We start from the raw sequence: 14,064 nt of genomic DNA, 5'->3' as shown, positions 1-14,064 counted from the left end.
ATTGAGCAGGTCGCGGCAATCTGCCGCGCCGGGATCGCTGCAGTGAACAAATCCGTCGTCGTCTCCCAGGAAACGCTGACCGAGCCCGTCGTCGTCGTCGACGACGTGGCGCCTGTTGCTGCGAAGGCCGCCGGGCCCGCCTATGTCGTGCTCGCCGGCATCAGCTTCTCGCACTTCCTCAACGACACCATGCAATCGCTGATCGCCTCGGTGTATCCGATCTTGAAGGACACCTACGCGCTCGACTTCGCGCAGATCGGCATGATCACGCTGGCCTTCCAGTTCACGGCCTCGCTGCTGCAGCCGGTGGTCGGGCACTACACCGACAAGAAGGCGCAGCCTTATTCGCTGGCGATCGGCATGGCCTCGACCTTCTTCGGCCTCTTGCTGCTCAGCGCCGCGCACCAATATCTCGTCATTCTCGTCGCCGCCGCGCTGGTCGGCCTCGGCTCGGCGGTGTTCCACCCGGAGTCCGCGCGCATCGCGCGGCTTGCCTCCGGCGGGCGCCACGGTTTTGCACAATCGGTGTTTCAGCTCGGCGGCAGTTTCGGCACCTCGATGGGGCCGGTGCTGGCAGCGTTGATCGTTGTGCCGTTCGGGCAAGGCAGCATCGCCTGGTTCTCCTCGATCGCGTTCCTCGCGATCCTCATCCTCTGGCGCATCGGCCGCTGGTACGCGCCGCAGATCAAGGCGAAGAAGACGGCGGCGGTGCAGGCCCATCCCGACGCGCCCAGCTCGCGCCGCGTTGTCGTGGCGCTGCTCGTGCTGGTGGCGCTGCTGTTCTCGAAACAGCTCTACGTCTCGAGCTTGTCGAGCTATTACATCTTCTACCTGATCGACCGGTTCGGCGTGTCGACGCAGGCCGCGCAGATGTATCTCTTCATCTTCCTCGCGGCGAACGCAGTCGGCGCATTTCTGGGCGGTCCCTTGGGCGATCGCTTCGGCCGCAAGATCGTGATCTGGATCTCGATCCTGGGCGCGCTGCCGTTCACGCTGGCGCTGCCCTATGCCGGGCTCGTCGGCAGCGCGGTGCTCTCAGTCGTCATCGGCCTGATCATCTCCTCGACGACGTCGTCGATCATCGTGTTCGCGCAGGAGCTGGTGCCGCACAGATTCGGCATGATCTCCGGCGTGTTCTTCGGCGTTGCGTTCGGCATCGGTGGCTTGGGCGCCGCCGTGCTCGGCAAGGTCGCCGACCACACCTCGATCGAGTTCGTGTACCAGGTCTGCGCCTATTTGCCGGCGATCGGCCTGCTCGCGGTGTTCCTGCCCAAGCTGCCGCGGCACGCGCGTTAACGGAATCTCTTCCGCTGCATTGCGGCTTTACGCATCGTTAGCAATTGCGGCGAGGCGCTGCATTTTTGCAACGCTTGCCGTCCATGCGTACGTGCAGTCAGGAAAAATCAACCTTAAAAATTAGGGTTAAGTGGCGCTTAAACATTTGCTGGCATCGTCCGCTTCGTGAGTTTCCAGAACGTGAGGCCTGTGTATTTGCCTCACCGGCCAAAAGGACGAAGCCAATGCGTAGCGTTAAGTCTCTCCTTGCCGCGGGTGCGGCAACCCTGATCTCGTCGATGGCGTTCGCCGCCGACATGCCGATCGCGGCGCCCCCTCCGATGTACGCGCCGCCGGCTCCGCCCGCCGATTTCGGCGGCTGGTATCTGCGCGGCGACGTCGGCATGACCAACCAGAGCGCGAAGCGCATCGAAAGCGCCTTGCCGGCTGGATATTCGAAGACGACGGAGGGCCTCGGCTTCGACTCGGCAGGACTGTTCGATCTCGGCGTCGGCTATCGCTTCAACAACTGGTTCCGCGCTGACGTGATCGGCCAGTACCGTGGCAAATCGAATCTGCACGGCAGCGACAACGTCGTCGGTCCCGGCTTCGTCGGCGTCAACAACTACACCGGCAGCAAGTCCGAGTGGGTCGTGATGGCCAACGCCTACGTCGACCTCGGCACCTGGTGGTGCATCACCCCGTTCATCGGCGCCGGTGTCGGTGGCTCCTACAACAAGATCAGCGGCTTCCGCGACGACGGCGTGTCGTACAGCCCCGGTCTGAACAACAGCGTCGCCTACTTCGCCGACAACGGAAAGTGGAACCTGGCCTGGGCCGCCCACGCTGGTCTCGCCTACAAGGTCAATCCCGGCTTCACCGTCGAACTGGCCTACAGCTACATGAATCTCGGCGACGGCGCGCCCGGCAACTACCGTCTGTTCGACAACAGCGCTTCGGGCCCCACCTCGATCAAGGTCAGGGACATCACCTCGCACGACGTCAAGATCGGCGTGCGCTGGGATCTCAACAGCCCGCCCGCCTACATGCCCCCGCTCGTCACCAAGGGCTGATCGGCAGGCTGATCGGTTAAGACTTCTTAACGGCGCGGGATCATCCCGCGCCGTTTTGCTGTGCGTATTTTTCATGGCGAGTAGCGATGAAAGTGCCCGGCGCAACCATTGGTTAAGGTTAACAAGCCATGATCACGGGTGAAAGTTCGAGTTCGATGGAGCGTTGCGATGCGTGGGCTTTTGTTGGCGGCGGCGATGTTGGGGACGGTGTCTGCCGCGCATGCGGCCGACATGCCGGATCTGCCGATCCTGCGCGGCAGCGTCACAGACGGGCTTAGCAACTCCAGCGTCAACTGGCAGGGCTACTATGTCGGCGGCCAGGGCGAGTACGGCGCGATCACGTCGAAGGTCGCTCCCGGCATCAACAGCGACATCCAGTCGACCTTCGTTTCGCCGGGACCGGCCTACAACTGGCAATCGCTCGCGTTTGCGCACAGCAACAGCGCCGGCTATGGCGCGTTTGCCGGCTATAACGGGCAATGGGACGATGTCGTGCTCGGTATCGAGGCGAACTACATTCACGGTGGCTTCAAGTCGACGTCGAATTCGGTCGGACAGACCTTCAACGGCGCCAATGCGGTCATTGCCACCGCCGCGACATCCGCGGTGGTCGGCGTGTCCGACTTCGGATCGCTGCGCGCGCGGGCCGGCTATGCCTGGGGATGCTTCTTGCCCTACGCTTTCATCGGCGGCGGGGTCGGCAGCCAGACCGTCGATCGCTATGCTTCGGCGTCTCCGTCGCCGGTGCAGCCGGCGACGACGTTCGCTAGCAAGAGCAAGCTGGTCTATGGATACTCCGCCGGCCTCGGCGTCGACGTCATGGTGGTCGGCGGCCTGTTCCTCCGTGCCGAATACGAATACCAGCGGGTGACGTCGGACATCGAGTCGAACGTCAATTCCGTCCGCGCCGGGCTCGGCTACAAGTTCTGACCGGCGCGCATGGCGCCGATTGACAGCGCCCGCGAGCCCTGATGCTCTGCCGCTCCAGAAGCGGGGGTGGCAGCGATGAAGATCTACGGCGACAGCAATTCCGGCAATTGCCTGAAGGTGAAATGGGTTTGCGATCATCTCGCATTGCCCTACCAGTGGATCGAGATCGACACCCGCAAGGGCGAGACGCGCACGCCGCAATTCCTGAAGATGAACGGCACCGGCCAGGTGCCCACCGTCGCATTCGACGACGGCCGCACGCTGGCGCAGTCCAATGCCGTCATCCGCTATCTCGCCCGCGACAGCGCGCTCGTTCCTCGCGACGCCTTCACGGCGGCCAAGATGGACGAATGGCTGTTCTGGGAACAGTACAGCCACGAGCCCCATATCGCGGTATGCCGCTTCCAGCTGGTCTATCTCGGCAAGGACGCATCCGAGCTCGACCCCGAAAAGGTCAAGCGCGGCTATGCGGCGCTCGACCGCATGGAGCAGCATCTTGCGGCCAGCCGTTTCTTCGCCGGCGAAGAGGTTTCGCTCGCCGACGTCTCGCTGCTCGCCTATACCCGCCTGGCGCATGAAGGCGGCTTCGATCTCGGCCGTTATGCCGCCCTCCGACGCTGGATCGGCGAGGTCGAAGCGTTTCTCGGCCTCCCGCCGGCGCAATGAGGTTGGAGTAGTCTGACATGACCGCCGAATCCGTCTCCATTCGTCGCGCGCGCCGCGACGATGTTCCAGCAATCGTGGCGATGCTCGCCGACGATCATCTCGGCCGCGCGCGCGAGCGCGTCGAGGATCCGTTGCCCGCCGCCTACTACGATGCCTTCGCCCGGGTCGAGCGCGATCCGAATCTCACGCTCGTGGTTGCCGAGAGCGAGGGCAGGGTGGTCGGTTGCCTGCAGCTCGCGATCCTGCCGGGCATCAGCTCGCAAGGCGGCGTGCGCGGCCTGCTCGAAGACGTTCGCGTTGCCGCCGATTGTCGCAGTCGCGGCATCGGCGAGCGATTGGTGCAATGGGCGATCGCGGAAGCCAAGACGCGCGGCTGCAATCTGGTCGAATTGTTGACGCATGCGAGCCGCGTCGACGCGCAGCGCTTTTACAAGCGGCTCGGATTTGCATCGAGCCATGTCGGTATGACTGTTCGCTTTTGAGCCAACACCTCGCGGCTGTTGCGCGATCAGGGAAATCGGATCGCGCGTTCGTTCATATTAAGAGTGGGTAAACTACCCAGCCCTCGTTCACGTGGAACCGGGAACGAACGGTGCTACGCCAGCGTCTGCAAACCGGGCTCGGTCGGTTCGGGGATTTCGATGACAAGCTATTCGATGATCAAGGTCGGCAACGACTACGTTGTGCAGGCCAATGACAAATGCATTTTGAAAGTCGGCAGCCGCCGTCGTGCCGCGCAGTTAATCAGCGAAGCCACCGGCTTGCTGAATGCGGTTGCCGCCGTCGAATCCCCCGATATTGCACCGGATCAGCCATCACTCGCGCGTGAGGCCCCGGAACTTCCTTGACGACTCTTCCCGTTTCCCGTATCAGCCGCGGCGGGACACCTCCCCCCAACGGGAGGCTTACTATCTGGAAGGGTAGAATATGACTGTAGCGAAGCCCGCTTCGCGGCCGAACGTGCCGCATTTTTCCTCCGGCCCCTGCGCCAAGCGCCCCGGATGGAACGCCCAAAATCTCAAGGATGCAGCCCTCGGCCGTTCGCATCGCGCGAAGGTCGGCAAGACCAAGCTCAAGCTCGCGATCGATCTGACGCGCGAAGTGCTCGAGGTGCCGGCCGATTATCGCATCGGCATCGTGCCGGCGTCGGATACCGGCGCGGTCGAGATGGCGCTGTGGTCGCTGCTCGGTGCGCGGCCCGTCACCACCCTCGCCTGGGAATCCTTCGGCGAAGGCTGGGTCAGCGACATCGTCAAGGAATTGAAGCTCAAGGACGTCACCAAGCTGAACGCTGCTTATGGTGAGATTCCCGATCTGTCGAAGGTCGATCCCAACAGCGACGTCGTTTTCACCTGGAACGGCACCACCTCCGGCGTGCGGGTGCCGAACGCTGACTGGATCAGCGCGACCCGCGAAGGCCTGACCATTTGCGACGCCACCTCGGCCGCATTCGCGCAGCCGCTGGACTGGGCCAAGCTCGATGTCGTCACCTTCTCCTGGCAGAAGGCGCTCGGCGGCGAAGCCGCGCATGGCATGCTGATCCTATCGCCGCGCGCGGTGGAGCGGCTCGAGACCTACAAGCCGGCCTGGCCGCTGCCGAAGATCTTCCGCATGACCAAGGGCGGCAAGATCAACGAAGGCATCTTCGTCGGCGAGACGATCAACACGCCGTCGATGCTCTGCGTCGAGGATTATCTCGATGCGTTGAACTGGGCCAAATCGATCGGCGGCCTCAAGGCGTTGATCGCGCGTGCCGACGCCAACACCAAGGTGCTCGCCGACTGGAAGGCGAAGACGCCGTGGATCGACTTCCTGGCCAAGGACGCCGCGATCCGCTCCAACACTTCGGTGTGCCTGAAGTTCACCGATCCCGCGATCACCTCGCTCTCGGATGACGCACAGGCTGACTTCTCCAAGAAGTTGGTTGCCCTCGTCGAGAAGGAAGGCGCCGGTTACGACTTCGCGTACTATCGCGATGCGCCGGCCGGCCTGCGGATCTGGTGCGGCGCCACCGTCGAGGCCAAGGACGTCGAGATCCTGACGCAGTGGATCGACTGGGCCTTCGCCGAGACCAAGGCCACGCTCGCCAAGGCGGCGTAAGCAGGCTTCGCTCGTCACCTCATCTCGTCATGGCCGGGCTTGACCCGGCCATCCATCGAAAGAATGGATCCGCGGGTCTCCAGCGCGAACACGCGCTTCGCGCTTTTACCCGCGGATGACGTCCCGTAACTGCAGCACGCACCACGGATCATTCCCATGACCAAACCCAAAGTTCTCATTTCCGACGCGCTCTCGCCCGCTGCCGTGCAGATCTTCAAGGACCGCGGCGTCGAGGTCGACTTCCAGCCAAACCTCGGCAAGGACAAGGACAAGCTCGCCGAGATCATCGGCAATTACGACGGCCTCGCGATCCGCTCCGCGACCAAGGCGACCGCCAAGATCCTGGAGAAGGCGGCGAAGCTGAAGGTGATCGGCCGCGCCGGCATCGGCGTCGACAATGTCGAGATTCCCGCCGCCACGGCCAAGGGCATCATCGTGATGAACACGCCGTTCGGCAATTCGATCACGACCGCCGAGCACGCCATCACCCTGATGCTGGCGCTCGCGCGCGAGATCCCGCAGGCCGACGCCTCGACCCAGGCCGGCAAGTGGGAGAAGAACCGCTTCATGGGCGTCGAGATCACCGGCAAGGTGCTCGGCGTCGTCGGCTGCGGCAACATCGGCTCGATCGTCGCCGACCGTGCGCTCGGCCTGCGCATGAAGGTGATCGCGTTCGATCCGTTCCTGTCGCCGGAGCGCGCCAAGGACATCGGCGTCGAGAAGGTCGAGCTCGATGATCTGCTCAAACGCGCCGATTTCATCACGCTGCACACGCCGCTGACCGAGAAGACCAAAAACATCATTGATGCGGCCGCAATCGCCAGGATGAAGAAGGGCGTGCGCCTGATCAACTGCGCCCGCGGCGGCCTCGTCGACGAGCAGGCGGTGGTCGACGCGCTCAATTCCAAGCACATTGCGGGCGCCGCCTTCGACGTCTTCGTCGAGGAGCCCGCCACCAAGAACGTGCTGTTCGGCCATCCCAACGTGATCTGCACGCCGCATCTCGGCGCCTCCACCACCGAAGCGCAGGAGAACGTCGCCCTCCAGGTCGCCGAGCAGATGTCGGATTACCTGCTCACCGGCGCGATCTCGAACGCGGTCAACTTCCCCTCGATCACGGCGGAAGAAGCGCCGAAGCTGAAGCCGTTCATCTCGCTCGCCGAGAAGCTCGGCTCGTTCGCGGGACAGCTCACCGAGAGTGGCATCCTCAAGGTCGAAATCACCTATGAGGGCCATGTCGCCGAGATGAAGATCAAGGCGATCACCTCCGCGGTGCTGTCGGGCCTGCTGCGGCCGATGCTGGGTGAGATCAACGTGGTATCCGCGCCTGTTATCGCCAAGGAGCGCGGCATGGTGGTGGATGAGATCGTGCGCGCCGCCCAGAGCGACTACGAGAGCCTGATCACCGTCACGGTGACCACCGAGCGGCAGGAGCGTTCGGTCTCTGGCACCGTCTATGCCGACGGCAAGCCGCGGCTCGTCGACATCAAGGGCATCCGCGTCGACGCCGAATTCGGCAAGTCGATGATCTACATCACCAACGAGGACAAGCCGGGCTTCATCGGCAAGTTCGCGAGCCTGCTTGGCGATGCCAAGCTCAACATCGCCACCTTCCATCTCGGCCGCGTCGCCCCCGGCGCCGATGCCATTGCCCTCGTCGAGGTCGACGGTGCGGTGCCGGCGGACCTCCTCGCCAAGGTGCAGGCGCTGCCGCAGGTCAAGCAGGCCAAGGCGCTGACGTTCTGACCAAGGTCTCTCCGTCGTCATGGCCGGGCTTGATCCGGCCATCCACGCGCATCCGCCAATGAATACGTGGATGCCCGGGACAAGCCCGGGCATGACGGGTGGATGGAGCGGGGCGCGCCTTCCGGAATGACGCGTATCATATATTCCGACCCGCGGAACAACGTCGCCTCCATCGCCGGAGGCGGCGTTTTTGTTTTCCGTAGCCTCCAATCTTTGTGTACCAATGGCGGCCAGAACGCCTCGTATCCACGCTCCGTTCAAAATCGTTCGACAAGGGAGAAACACATGCGTGAAGCCGTCATCGTTTCCTATGCGCGCACGGGCCTCGCAAAATCCGGCCGCGGCGGGTTCAACATCACGCCGCCGATGTCGCTCGCGGCCCACGCCATCCAGCACGCGGTGAAGCGCGCCGGCGTCGAGAAGGACTATGTCGAGGATTGCTATCTCGGCAATTGCGCCCACGGCGCGCCGAACATCGGCCGCCAGGCCGCGCTGCTCGCCGGCCTGCCGAAGACCACGGCCGGCGTCTCGGTGAACCGCTTCTGCTCCTCGGGGCTGCAGACCATCGCGATGGCCGCCAACTCGATCCGTTCCGACGGTGCCGACTGCATCGTCGCAGGCGGCGTCGAGAGCATCTCGATGCCGGGCGGCGGCACGCCGAAGGAATCGATCGATCCTGAATTGCTCAAGGTCGCGCCCGACATCTTCATGGCGATGATCGACACTGCCGACATCGTTGCAGAACGCTACAAGCTCAGCCGTGAATACCAGGACGAGTATTCGCTGGAGTCGCAGCGTCGTATGGCGGCGGCGCAGCAGGCGGGCAAGTTCAAGGACGAGATCGTCCCGATGAAGACCAGGATGAAGGTCGTCGACAAGGCGACCAAGGCAGAGAGCATCGTCGACTACGTCGTCGACCGCGACGAGTGCAATCGGCCCGAGACCACGCTGGAGGGGCTCGCCAAGCTCGAGCCGGTGAAGGGCCCGGGCAAGTTCGTCACTGCCGGCAATGCCAGCCAGCTCTCCGACGGCGCGGCGGCCGTGGTGCTGATGGAAGCCAAGGACGCCGAGAAGCGCGGCCTCAAGCCGCTCGGCCGCTTCGTCGCCTGGGCGACCGCGGGCTGCGAGCCCGACGAGATGGGCATCGGCCCGATCTTCGCGGTGCCGAAGCTGTTGAAGCGTCATGGCCTGAAGATCGACGACATCGATCTTTGGGAGCTCAACGAAGCTTTCGCCAGCCAGTGCCTCTACTCGCGCGACAAGCTCGGCATCGATCCTGCCAAGTACAACGTCAATGGCGGCTCGATCGCGATCGGACATCCCTTCGGCATGACGGGTGCACGCTGCACGGGCCATCTGCTGCAGGAAGGCGCACGCCGCAAGGCCAAGTGGGGCGTGGTGACGATGTGCATCGGCGGCGGCCAGGGCGGCGCCGGCCTGTTCGAGATCTACAGCTGAGGCTTGAAACGATCCGGCGCGGCGCAGAGCGCCCGCGCCGGATCAAGCCGCGGTATCGCTGACGACGGGTCGGAAGATCCACTCGCGCCATACCACCATCAATGCCGCCATGATGACCGGGCCCAGAAACAGGCCCATCAAACCGAACGCGGCCAGGCCGCCGAAGATTCCGACGAACGCGAGCAGGAATGGCAGCCGTGCGGAGTCGCCCACCAGGGTGGGCCAGACGAAATGATCCCCGGCGAACATCACGATCGCACCCCAGATGAAGACGGCCGCTGCTGCGGCCCCGCTGCCGCCGCTTGAGGCCAGCAGCAGCGCAGCGGCGCTGAAGGCGGCCCAGGCGCCGAACGGCAGCATCGCCAGCGCCGTGGTGAGAATTGTGAAGATGATGGCATTGGGAACGCCGGCGATCAGGTAGCCGACGCCGATCAGCAGGCCTTCGCCGGCCGCGACCAGGACGGTGCCGTTGACGGTCCCTCGCGTGGCCTGGACCATCTTCTCCATCAAACCCTCGCCAGCTTCCCCAAACAGCTTGTCGCATGTCTCGAGAAAGCGGCTTGCGAGCAGGCGGCCGTTGCGGAGCAGGACGAACAGGGCAACCAGCGAGAAGAACATCAGGAACAGGCGGTGCAGCAATTGCGCGCCGAACGTCCGCAGCAGGTTCGACGCGTCGTCCATGTTGATGGTCTTGAGCCAGGCCGTGGCAGCTTTGGGATCCGATAGGTTATTGCGCCACCATTGCTGCAGGCTCTCGGCGGCGATCGGCAGGCGGGCAAGCCAGTCGGGCACTTCAACCCCGCTCTCGCCGGCACGCTTCACCCAGCCAACCAGCACGTCGCCCTGCTCGGCGATCTGATAGATCGCAAGCGCCATCGGAGTGAACAGCACGAGAGCGACGATGAGCGTGAAGATCAGGGCGGCCGCGGTGGAAGGGCCGGATGTGATGCGTTGTGAAAATGTGGTGTAGAGCGGCCACAAGGTCGTTGCCAGGATCGCCGCCCAGATCAGCGCCGGCAGGAAGCCGGCTGCCGTCCACAGGCCGAGCGCGGCCAGCGCGAGAGCAAGCGCGATGCGGGCATTCATGCGCGCACTCGCACCGGAGGGAAGCGGCTTCCGTTGGGCGTCACTCGCAGCCCGCGTCACGGCCGCAGGCTTGGTCGCCGCTGATTTCGCTCGGCCGGGCATCAGGACCAGGAGTCGTTGAGAGGCTGGGTCATGGCGGAAGGGCAGGTAAGGAGGAAAGCAAGTGAGGTGCAAAGCAAGTGTGCTTTTAAGCCGCGACAGGCCATTCGGTTCCTACCGGGAAAAACCGGCAATTACACCTCGTCCGCCGGGACTGGCGTACCCGTCCCACAGATGCAGCGCCTACGCCCCCGCCACCACCGGCGCGAACACCACTTCGATCAGCGTGCCGTGGCCTGCGCTCTTGATGTTGAAGCGGGCGCGGTTGGCTTCGACCAGGGCCTTGGTCAGCGACAGGCTCAGCGCTGCGCTGTCGGCGGCATCGCCGGGCGGCGGGGTGCGGAACGGCTCCATCGCTGCGGCGACTTCGCGCTCGGAAAGGCCATGGCCGGTGTCGCGGATGCGAAGCGCGATCTCGCCGCGGTCGGACAGCGCGGTCGAGACGATGACCTGGCCGCCGGCGCTGGCGAGCCGGATCGAGTTCGAGATCAGGTTCATGGTGATCTGCCGCATCGCGCGCGCGTCCGCCGTGACCTGCGGCAGCGCATGCGCGAGCGAGGTGCGGATGATGATGCGCTCGCGATTGGCCTGCGGCTGCATGACGGTCACGCAGGCTTCGACGAGGTCGTTGAGGTTCAAATTCGCAAAATTCAGGTCGAGCTTGCCGGTCTCGATCCGCGACAACTCCAGCAGATCGTCGATGATGGCGATCACGCGCTCGCCGGAGGCGCGGATGTCCTTCATGTATTCGCCGTAGCGATCGTTGCCGAGCGTGCCGAAGCGCTCCGAGATCATCACCTCGGCAAAGCCGATGATGGCATTGAGCGGCGTGCGGATCTCGTGGCTGATCCGCGCCAGCATGTCGGCCTTGGCGTTGGCCGCGCTGTGGACGAGGTGGCGGGCCTGCGTCAGCTCGTTCTCGCCCTTCTTCGCGTGGGAGAGATCGCGGAACACGGCGAAGAAGTTCGGGCCGTCGGGCCGCGTGCGGCCCATGATCATCGCGAGCGGAAGAACGCCGCCCTTCTTCTCGCGTCCCAGCACCTCGCGGCCGTGGTCGAGCAGGCTCGCGATATCCTGGCTCTTCACGCTGTCGAGATAGTCGGAGACGATCTGCTGGCTCTCCGGCGCGAACAGTGTCACCAGGTTCTGCTGGAGCAACGCTTCGCCGTCATAGCCGAACAGCGCCTCGGCGCTGCGGTTGCAGGCGTGGATGTTGCCCTCGGCGTCGAACATGACGATGCCTTCGGCCGTGGTGTCGAGGATCGCGGCGAGGTCTTCGGCCTCGGCTTCGCCGGCCGGAGAGTCCAGCTCGGGCGCGAAGGGGAAGGATTCGGCGACGAGGGATTCGGCAACGATCGTCTCGGCAATGACGGGCGCTGCCTGCGGCAGCGCGCAGATCAGCGCATGCGCGCTCTCGCCGTCCCAGTCGATCGTGTGCAGATGCGCTTCCGTGGTTGCAAGCGGCTGCTCGCCGGTCGCGAGCGTCGCGCTGATCGTGACAGGCGTGCCGGCCTGCGAGGTGCTGCTGGCCGAGGACACGCCGGGTTCGACATAGAGCGCATCGAGCCCACCGGCGTCCTCCAGCGCGCCCAGGCCGGCATAGCCCATGCGCGCGAGAAACGCCGGGTTGGCGTAGAGCAGGCGGTCGAGCCGGTAGATCAGGATGCCCGTCGGCAACAGGTCGAGCAGGGTGCGGTCGCGTGCGCTTGCGCCGCGTGCCGGCGGCGCAGGCTCGGTCAGCCATTCGGCCGCAGCGTGTGGCGGCTCGGGCTCCGGCGCCGGCGGCTCGGTGGTGATCTCCACCACGGGCTCGGAAGCCTCGGTGGCGATCGTCTCGCGCTCGCGTTCGAGGCGTTCGGACAATTGCCGGGCGAGCTCGTTGAACGCACTGTTCTCGACAGGCGTCAGCGTCGGCGATCTCTGATCACCTGATGATCTGACATCGCCGTGCGGGCGGAACGGCACGACATTCGGAGGGGTTTCGACTGGCGTTTCCACGTGTTTGTCCGGATCGGTTGGGTGTGAATTCGCGTCGCTGGTGGGCTCTGGCAGTTCAGGTTCGGGCGTCGGCTCGGGCTCGGGTTCGGGCGGCTTGATCGGCGGCGGCGGCGCCTCCGCGACTGGTTCGGCCGGCGGCTCGGCCACCAGCTCAAAACGCCTCAGCGCGTCCAGACGATTGAGGCCGTCGAGATCGCGGCAGACGCCAAAGCCCTTGAAGCCGGCGAAGTTGCGCGAGGAATCGTAGACCGGCAGGCCCGCGAGCTCGACCGGCAGATGCTCGCCGCCGTCAGCCGGCCAGTTGACGGTGATCCCTGCCCAGGTGTCGTGGCTTGCAAGCGCCTCTGCGACGCGGCCATCGGGATCGAGCGACAATTGCCCGGCGATGTCGTGCCAGGGGCGGCCGAAGCTTGAGGCGGTGCGCGCGCCGATCAGGTGGATGAATTCGTCGGAGAGAAGCACAAAGCGGCCCTCTGCATCCATCTGCCAGAGGAAGCGCAGCGGATGCTGACGCGGTGCGGGCGGCTCATGGCCCGACGATTCCCGTCCCGACGGCGGCTCGACCATGCCTGATGTGATCGGCGCAGCCTGCGGCGACACGATGGCTTGATGCGGGTTTTCAACCGGAGTCTTTGGCGCGACGTCAGCGCTCTGCTCGGGCGCGTCCGGCTCCGGTTCTGGCACGGTCTCCTCGCCCGGATCCGCGGCGGCTAGCTCGTCCGTCGCGATCTCCGCTGCCGCCTCGCCCCATGGCAGTGCGGCGGCTGCAGTTGTCTCGACTGGCTCGGCGAAGGCGTCGAACAGCGCGATGCCGGCCTGCGCATCCTGCGATGGCGGCGGCTTGCTTGGCATGTCCTCAGTCTGCGGCGCGGGTTCAACCGGCACGTCGCTTGCTGCGACCTCGGGCGTGCTCTCCGGCACGGCCGCTTCCGGCGCAGCCTGCGCGGCAGGCTCGATCAGCGCGACCAGCCCGACATCGGCCCCCCGGCCGACCCGCTGCAGCACCATCTGGCCGATGCCGATCGGCGTCTCGGCGCGGCCGTCGCGAAGCGCATCGCTGCGCGCCTGTTCGAGGCCCGCTTCGCCGAGATCGCGAAAGCCGAGCAGGGCGCGGGCGGCGACACTGGCGCCGACGAACAGTCCGTCAGGCGCAAACGCCGCCATCGGCGTCTTCACGCCCTCGACCAGGCGATGCAGCCGCTCGACCAGCGGCATGGTGCGCAAGGCCGGGTCCATCGCGGTGACGAGCACCGCGTGTCCGCCATCGGCAAAGTCGAGCCGGGCGCAGGCGCAGGTCATCAGCGTGCCGAGCCGGGCGCCGAAGCCGTGCAGACGTTCGAGCCGCACGGTGCCGTTGGCCGGCAACTGCCTGGCGAGCCGGGCGATCTGGCGGCGATGGCCGTCTGCCGGTCCAAAACTCCGCTCCGCCAGCACCGAGCCATTCGCTGCACCGAACAGTCTCGCGCCGACCGGATTGGCCCACAGCACGCGCGTCCCGTCGATCGACCACAGCCAGGTCGCGAGCGGCGAGGTCGCATGCACGGCCAGCCGGGGATCGCCCACACCTCGCAACTGGAAATCCGAACTCGTCATCCGACCGGCTGTGTCTCACGCGTGAAGCTGGCGGCTGCCG

The 14,064-nt window shown here is 65.2% G+C and carries 11 protein-coding genes; 9 read left to right on the top strand and 2 right to left on the bottom strand.

The genetic code is table 11. From position 1 onward, the window contains the following. Positions 1-42 precede the first annotated feature (42 nt). From C7G42_RS11210 to C7G42_RS11170, 9 genes are all read left to right on the top strand, one after another. Positions 43-1,296, top strand: coding sequence for an MFS transporter (locus C7G42_RS11210; RefSeq protein ID WP_199580840.1), 1,254 nt, complete (start codon positions 43-45; stop codon positions 1,294-1,296). 224 nt (positions 1,297-1,520) lie between these two features. Next, on the top strand, positions 1,521-2,348 hold the full coding sequence (locus C7G42_RS11205) for an outer membrane protein (RefSeq protein WP_106949061.1): 828 nt from the start codon (positions 1,521-1,523) through the stop codon (positions 2,346-2,348). Positions 2,349-2,516: 168 nt separating this feature from the next. Continuing rightward, positions 2,517-3,278 carry an outer membrane protein gene (locus C7G42_RS11200; protein WP_199580839.1) on the top strand — a complete coding sequence of 254 codons (762 nt, stop codon included), beginning with the start codon at positions 2,517-2,519 and terminating at the stop codon, positions 3,276-3,278. Between the two features lie 75 nt (positions 3,279-3,353). Beyond that, a complete protein-coding gene (locus C7G42_RS11195; protein ID WP_106949060.1) occupies positions 3,354-3,944 on the top strand; it encodes a glutathione S-transferase family protein in 591 nt (196 codons plus the stop codon). 17 nt (positions 3,945-3,961) lie between these two features. Then, positions 3,962-4,426 carry a GNAT family N-acetyltransferase gene (locus C7G42_RS11190; protein WP_106949059.1) on the top strand — a complete coding sequence of 155 codons (465 nt, stop codon included), beginning with the start codon at positions 3,962-3,964 and terminating at the stop codon, positions 4,424-4,426. Between the two features lie 159 nt (positions 4,427-4,585). Then, positions 4,586-4,792, top strand: a complete 207-nt coding sequence (locus C7G42_RS11185; RefSeq protein ID WP_106949058.1) for a hypothetical protein — start codon at positions 4,586-4,588, stop codon at positions 4,790-4,792. Positions 4,793-4,871: 79 nt separating this feature from the next. Then, on the top strand, positions 4,872-6,044 hold the full coding sequence (locus C7G42_RS11180; RefSeq protein ID WP_106949057.1) for a phosphoserine transaminase: 1,173 nt from the start codon (positions 4,872-4,874) through the stop codon (positions 6,042-6,044). Between the two features lie 156 nt (positions 6,045-6,200). Then, the gene (gene serA, locus C7G42_RS11175; RefSeq protein WP_106949056.1) at positions 6,201-7,790 is read left to right on the top strand and encodes a phosphoglycerate dehydrogenase; all 1,590 of its coding nucleotides are present in this window, start codon (positions 6,201-6,203) and stop codon (positions 7,788-7,790) included. A 285-nt stretch (positions 7,791-8,075) separates the two neighbouring features. Then, a complete protein-coding gene (locus C7G42_RS11170) occupies positions 8,076-9,248 on the top strand; it encodes a thiolase family protein (protein ID WP_094895070.1) in 1,173 nt (390 codons plus the stop codon). A 42-nt stretch (positions 9,249-9,290) separates the two neighbouring features. Here C7G42_RS11170 and C7G42_RS11165 read toward each other — a convergent pair whose 3' ends face one another. After that, positions 9,291-10,334 (bottom strand): AI-2E family transporter, encoded by a 1,044-nt coding sequence (locus tag C7G42_RS11165; protein ID WP_245427653.1) that lies wholly within the window; start codon positions 10,332-10,334, stop codon positions 9,291-9,293. A gap of 282 nt (positions 10,335-10,616) precedes the next feature. Next, entirely contained in the window at positions 10,617-14,024 is a 3,408-nt protein-coding gene (locus C7G42_RS11160; RefSeq protein ID WP_106949054.1) for a PAS domain-containing sensor histidine kinase, read from the bottom strand. Positions 14,025-14,064: the final 40 nt, after the last annotated feature.

The sequence above is a fragment of the Bradyrhizobium sp. MOS003 genome (assembly GCF_003020125.1).
Taxonomy (GTDB): Bacteria; Pseudomonadota; Alphaproteobacteria; order Rhizobiales; family Xanthobacteraceae; genus Bradyrhizobium.
This window is presented reverse-complemented; position numbering and strand designations above follow the sequence as displayed.

Coding starts and splice junctions, on each gene's coding strand:
- C7G42_RS11190 (WP_106949059.1), top strand. CDS start 3,962: ATGACCGCCGAATCCGTCTCCATTCGTCGCGCGCGCCGCGACGATGTT.
- C7G42_RS11160 (WP_106949054.1), bottom strand. CDS start 14,024: ATGACGAGTTCGGATTTCCAGTTGCGAGGTGTGGGCGATCCCCGGCTG.
- C7G42_RS11180 (WP_106949057.1), top strand. CDS start 4,872: ATGACTGTAGCGAAGCCCGCTTCGCGGCCGAACGTGCCGCATTTTTCC.
- C7G42_RS11185 (WP_106949058.1), top strand. CDS start 4,586: ATGACAAGCTATTCGATGATCAAGGTCGGCAACGACTACGTTGTGCAG.
- C7G42_RS11205 (WP_106949061.1), top strand. CDS start 1,521: ATGCGTAGCGTTAAGTCTCTCCTTGCCGCGGGTGCGGCAACCCTGATC.
- C7G42_RS11170 (WP_094895070.1), top strand. CDS start 8,076: ATGCGTGAAGCCGTCATCGTTTCCTATGCGCGCACGGGCCTCGCAAAA.
- C7G42_RS11200 (WP_199580839.1), top strand. CDS start 2,517: ATGCGTGGGCTTTTGTTGGCGGCGGCGATGTTGGGGACGGTGTCTGCC.
- serA (WP_106949056.1), top strand. CDS start 6,201: ATGACCAAACCCAAAGTTCTCATTTCCGACGCGCTCTCGCCCGCTGCC.
- C7G42_RS11165 (WP_245427653.1), bottom strand. CDS start 10,334: ATGAATGCCCGCATCGCGCTTGCTCTCGCGCTGGCCGCGCTCGGCCTG.
- C7G42_RS11195 (WP_106949060.1), top strand. CDS start 3,354: ATGAAGATCTACGGCGACAGCAATTCCGGCAATTGCCTGAAGGTGAAA.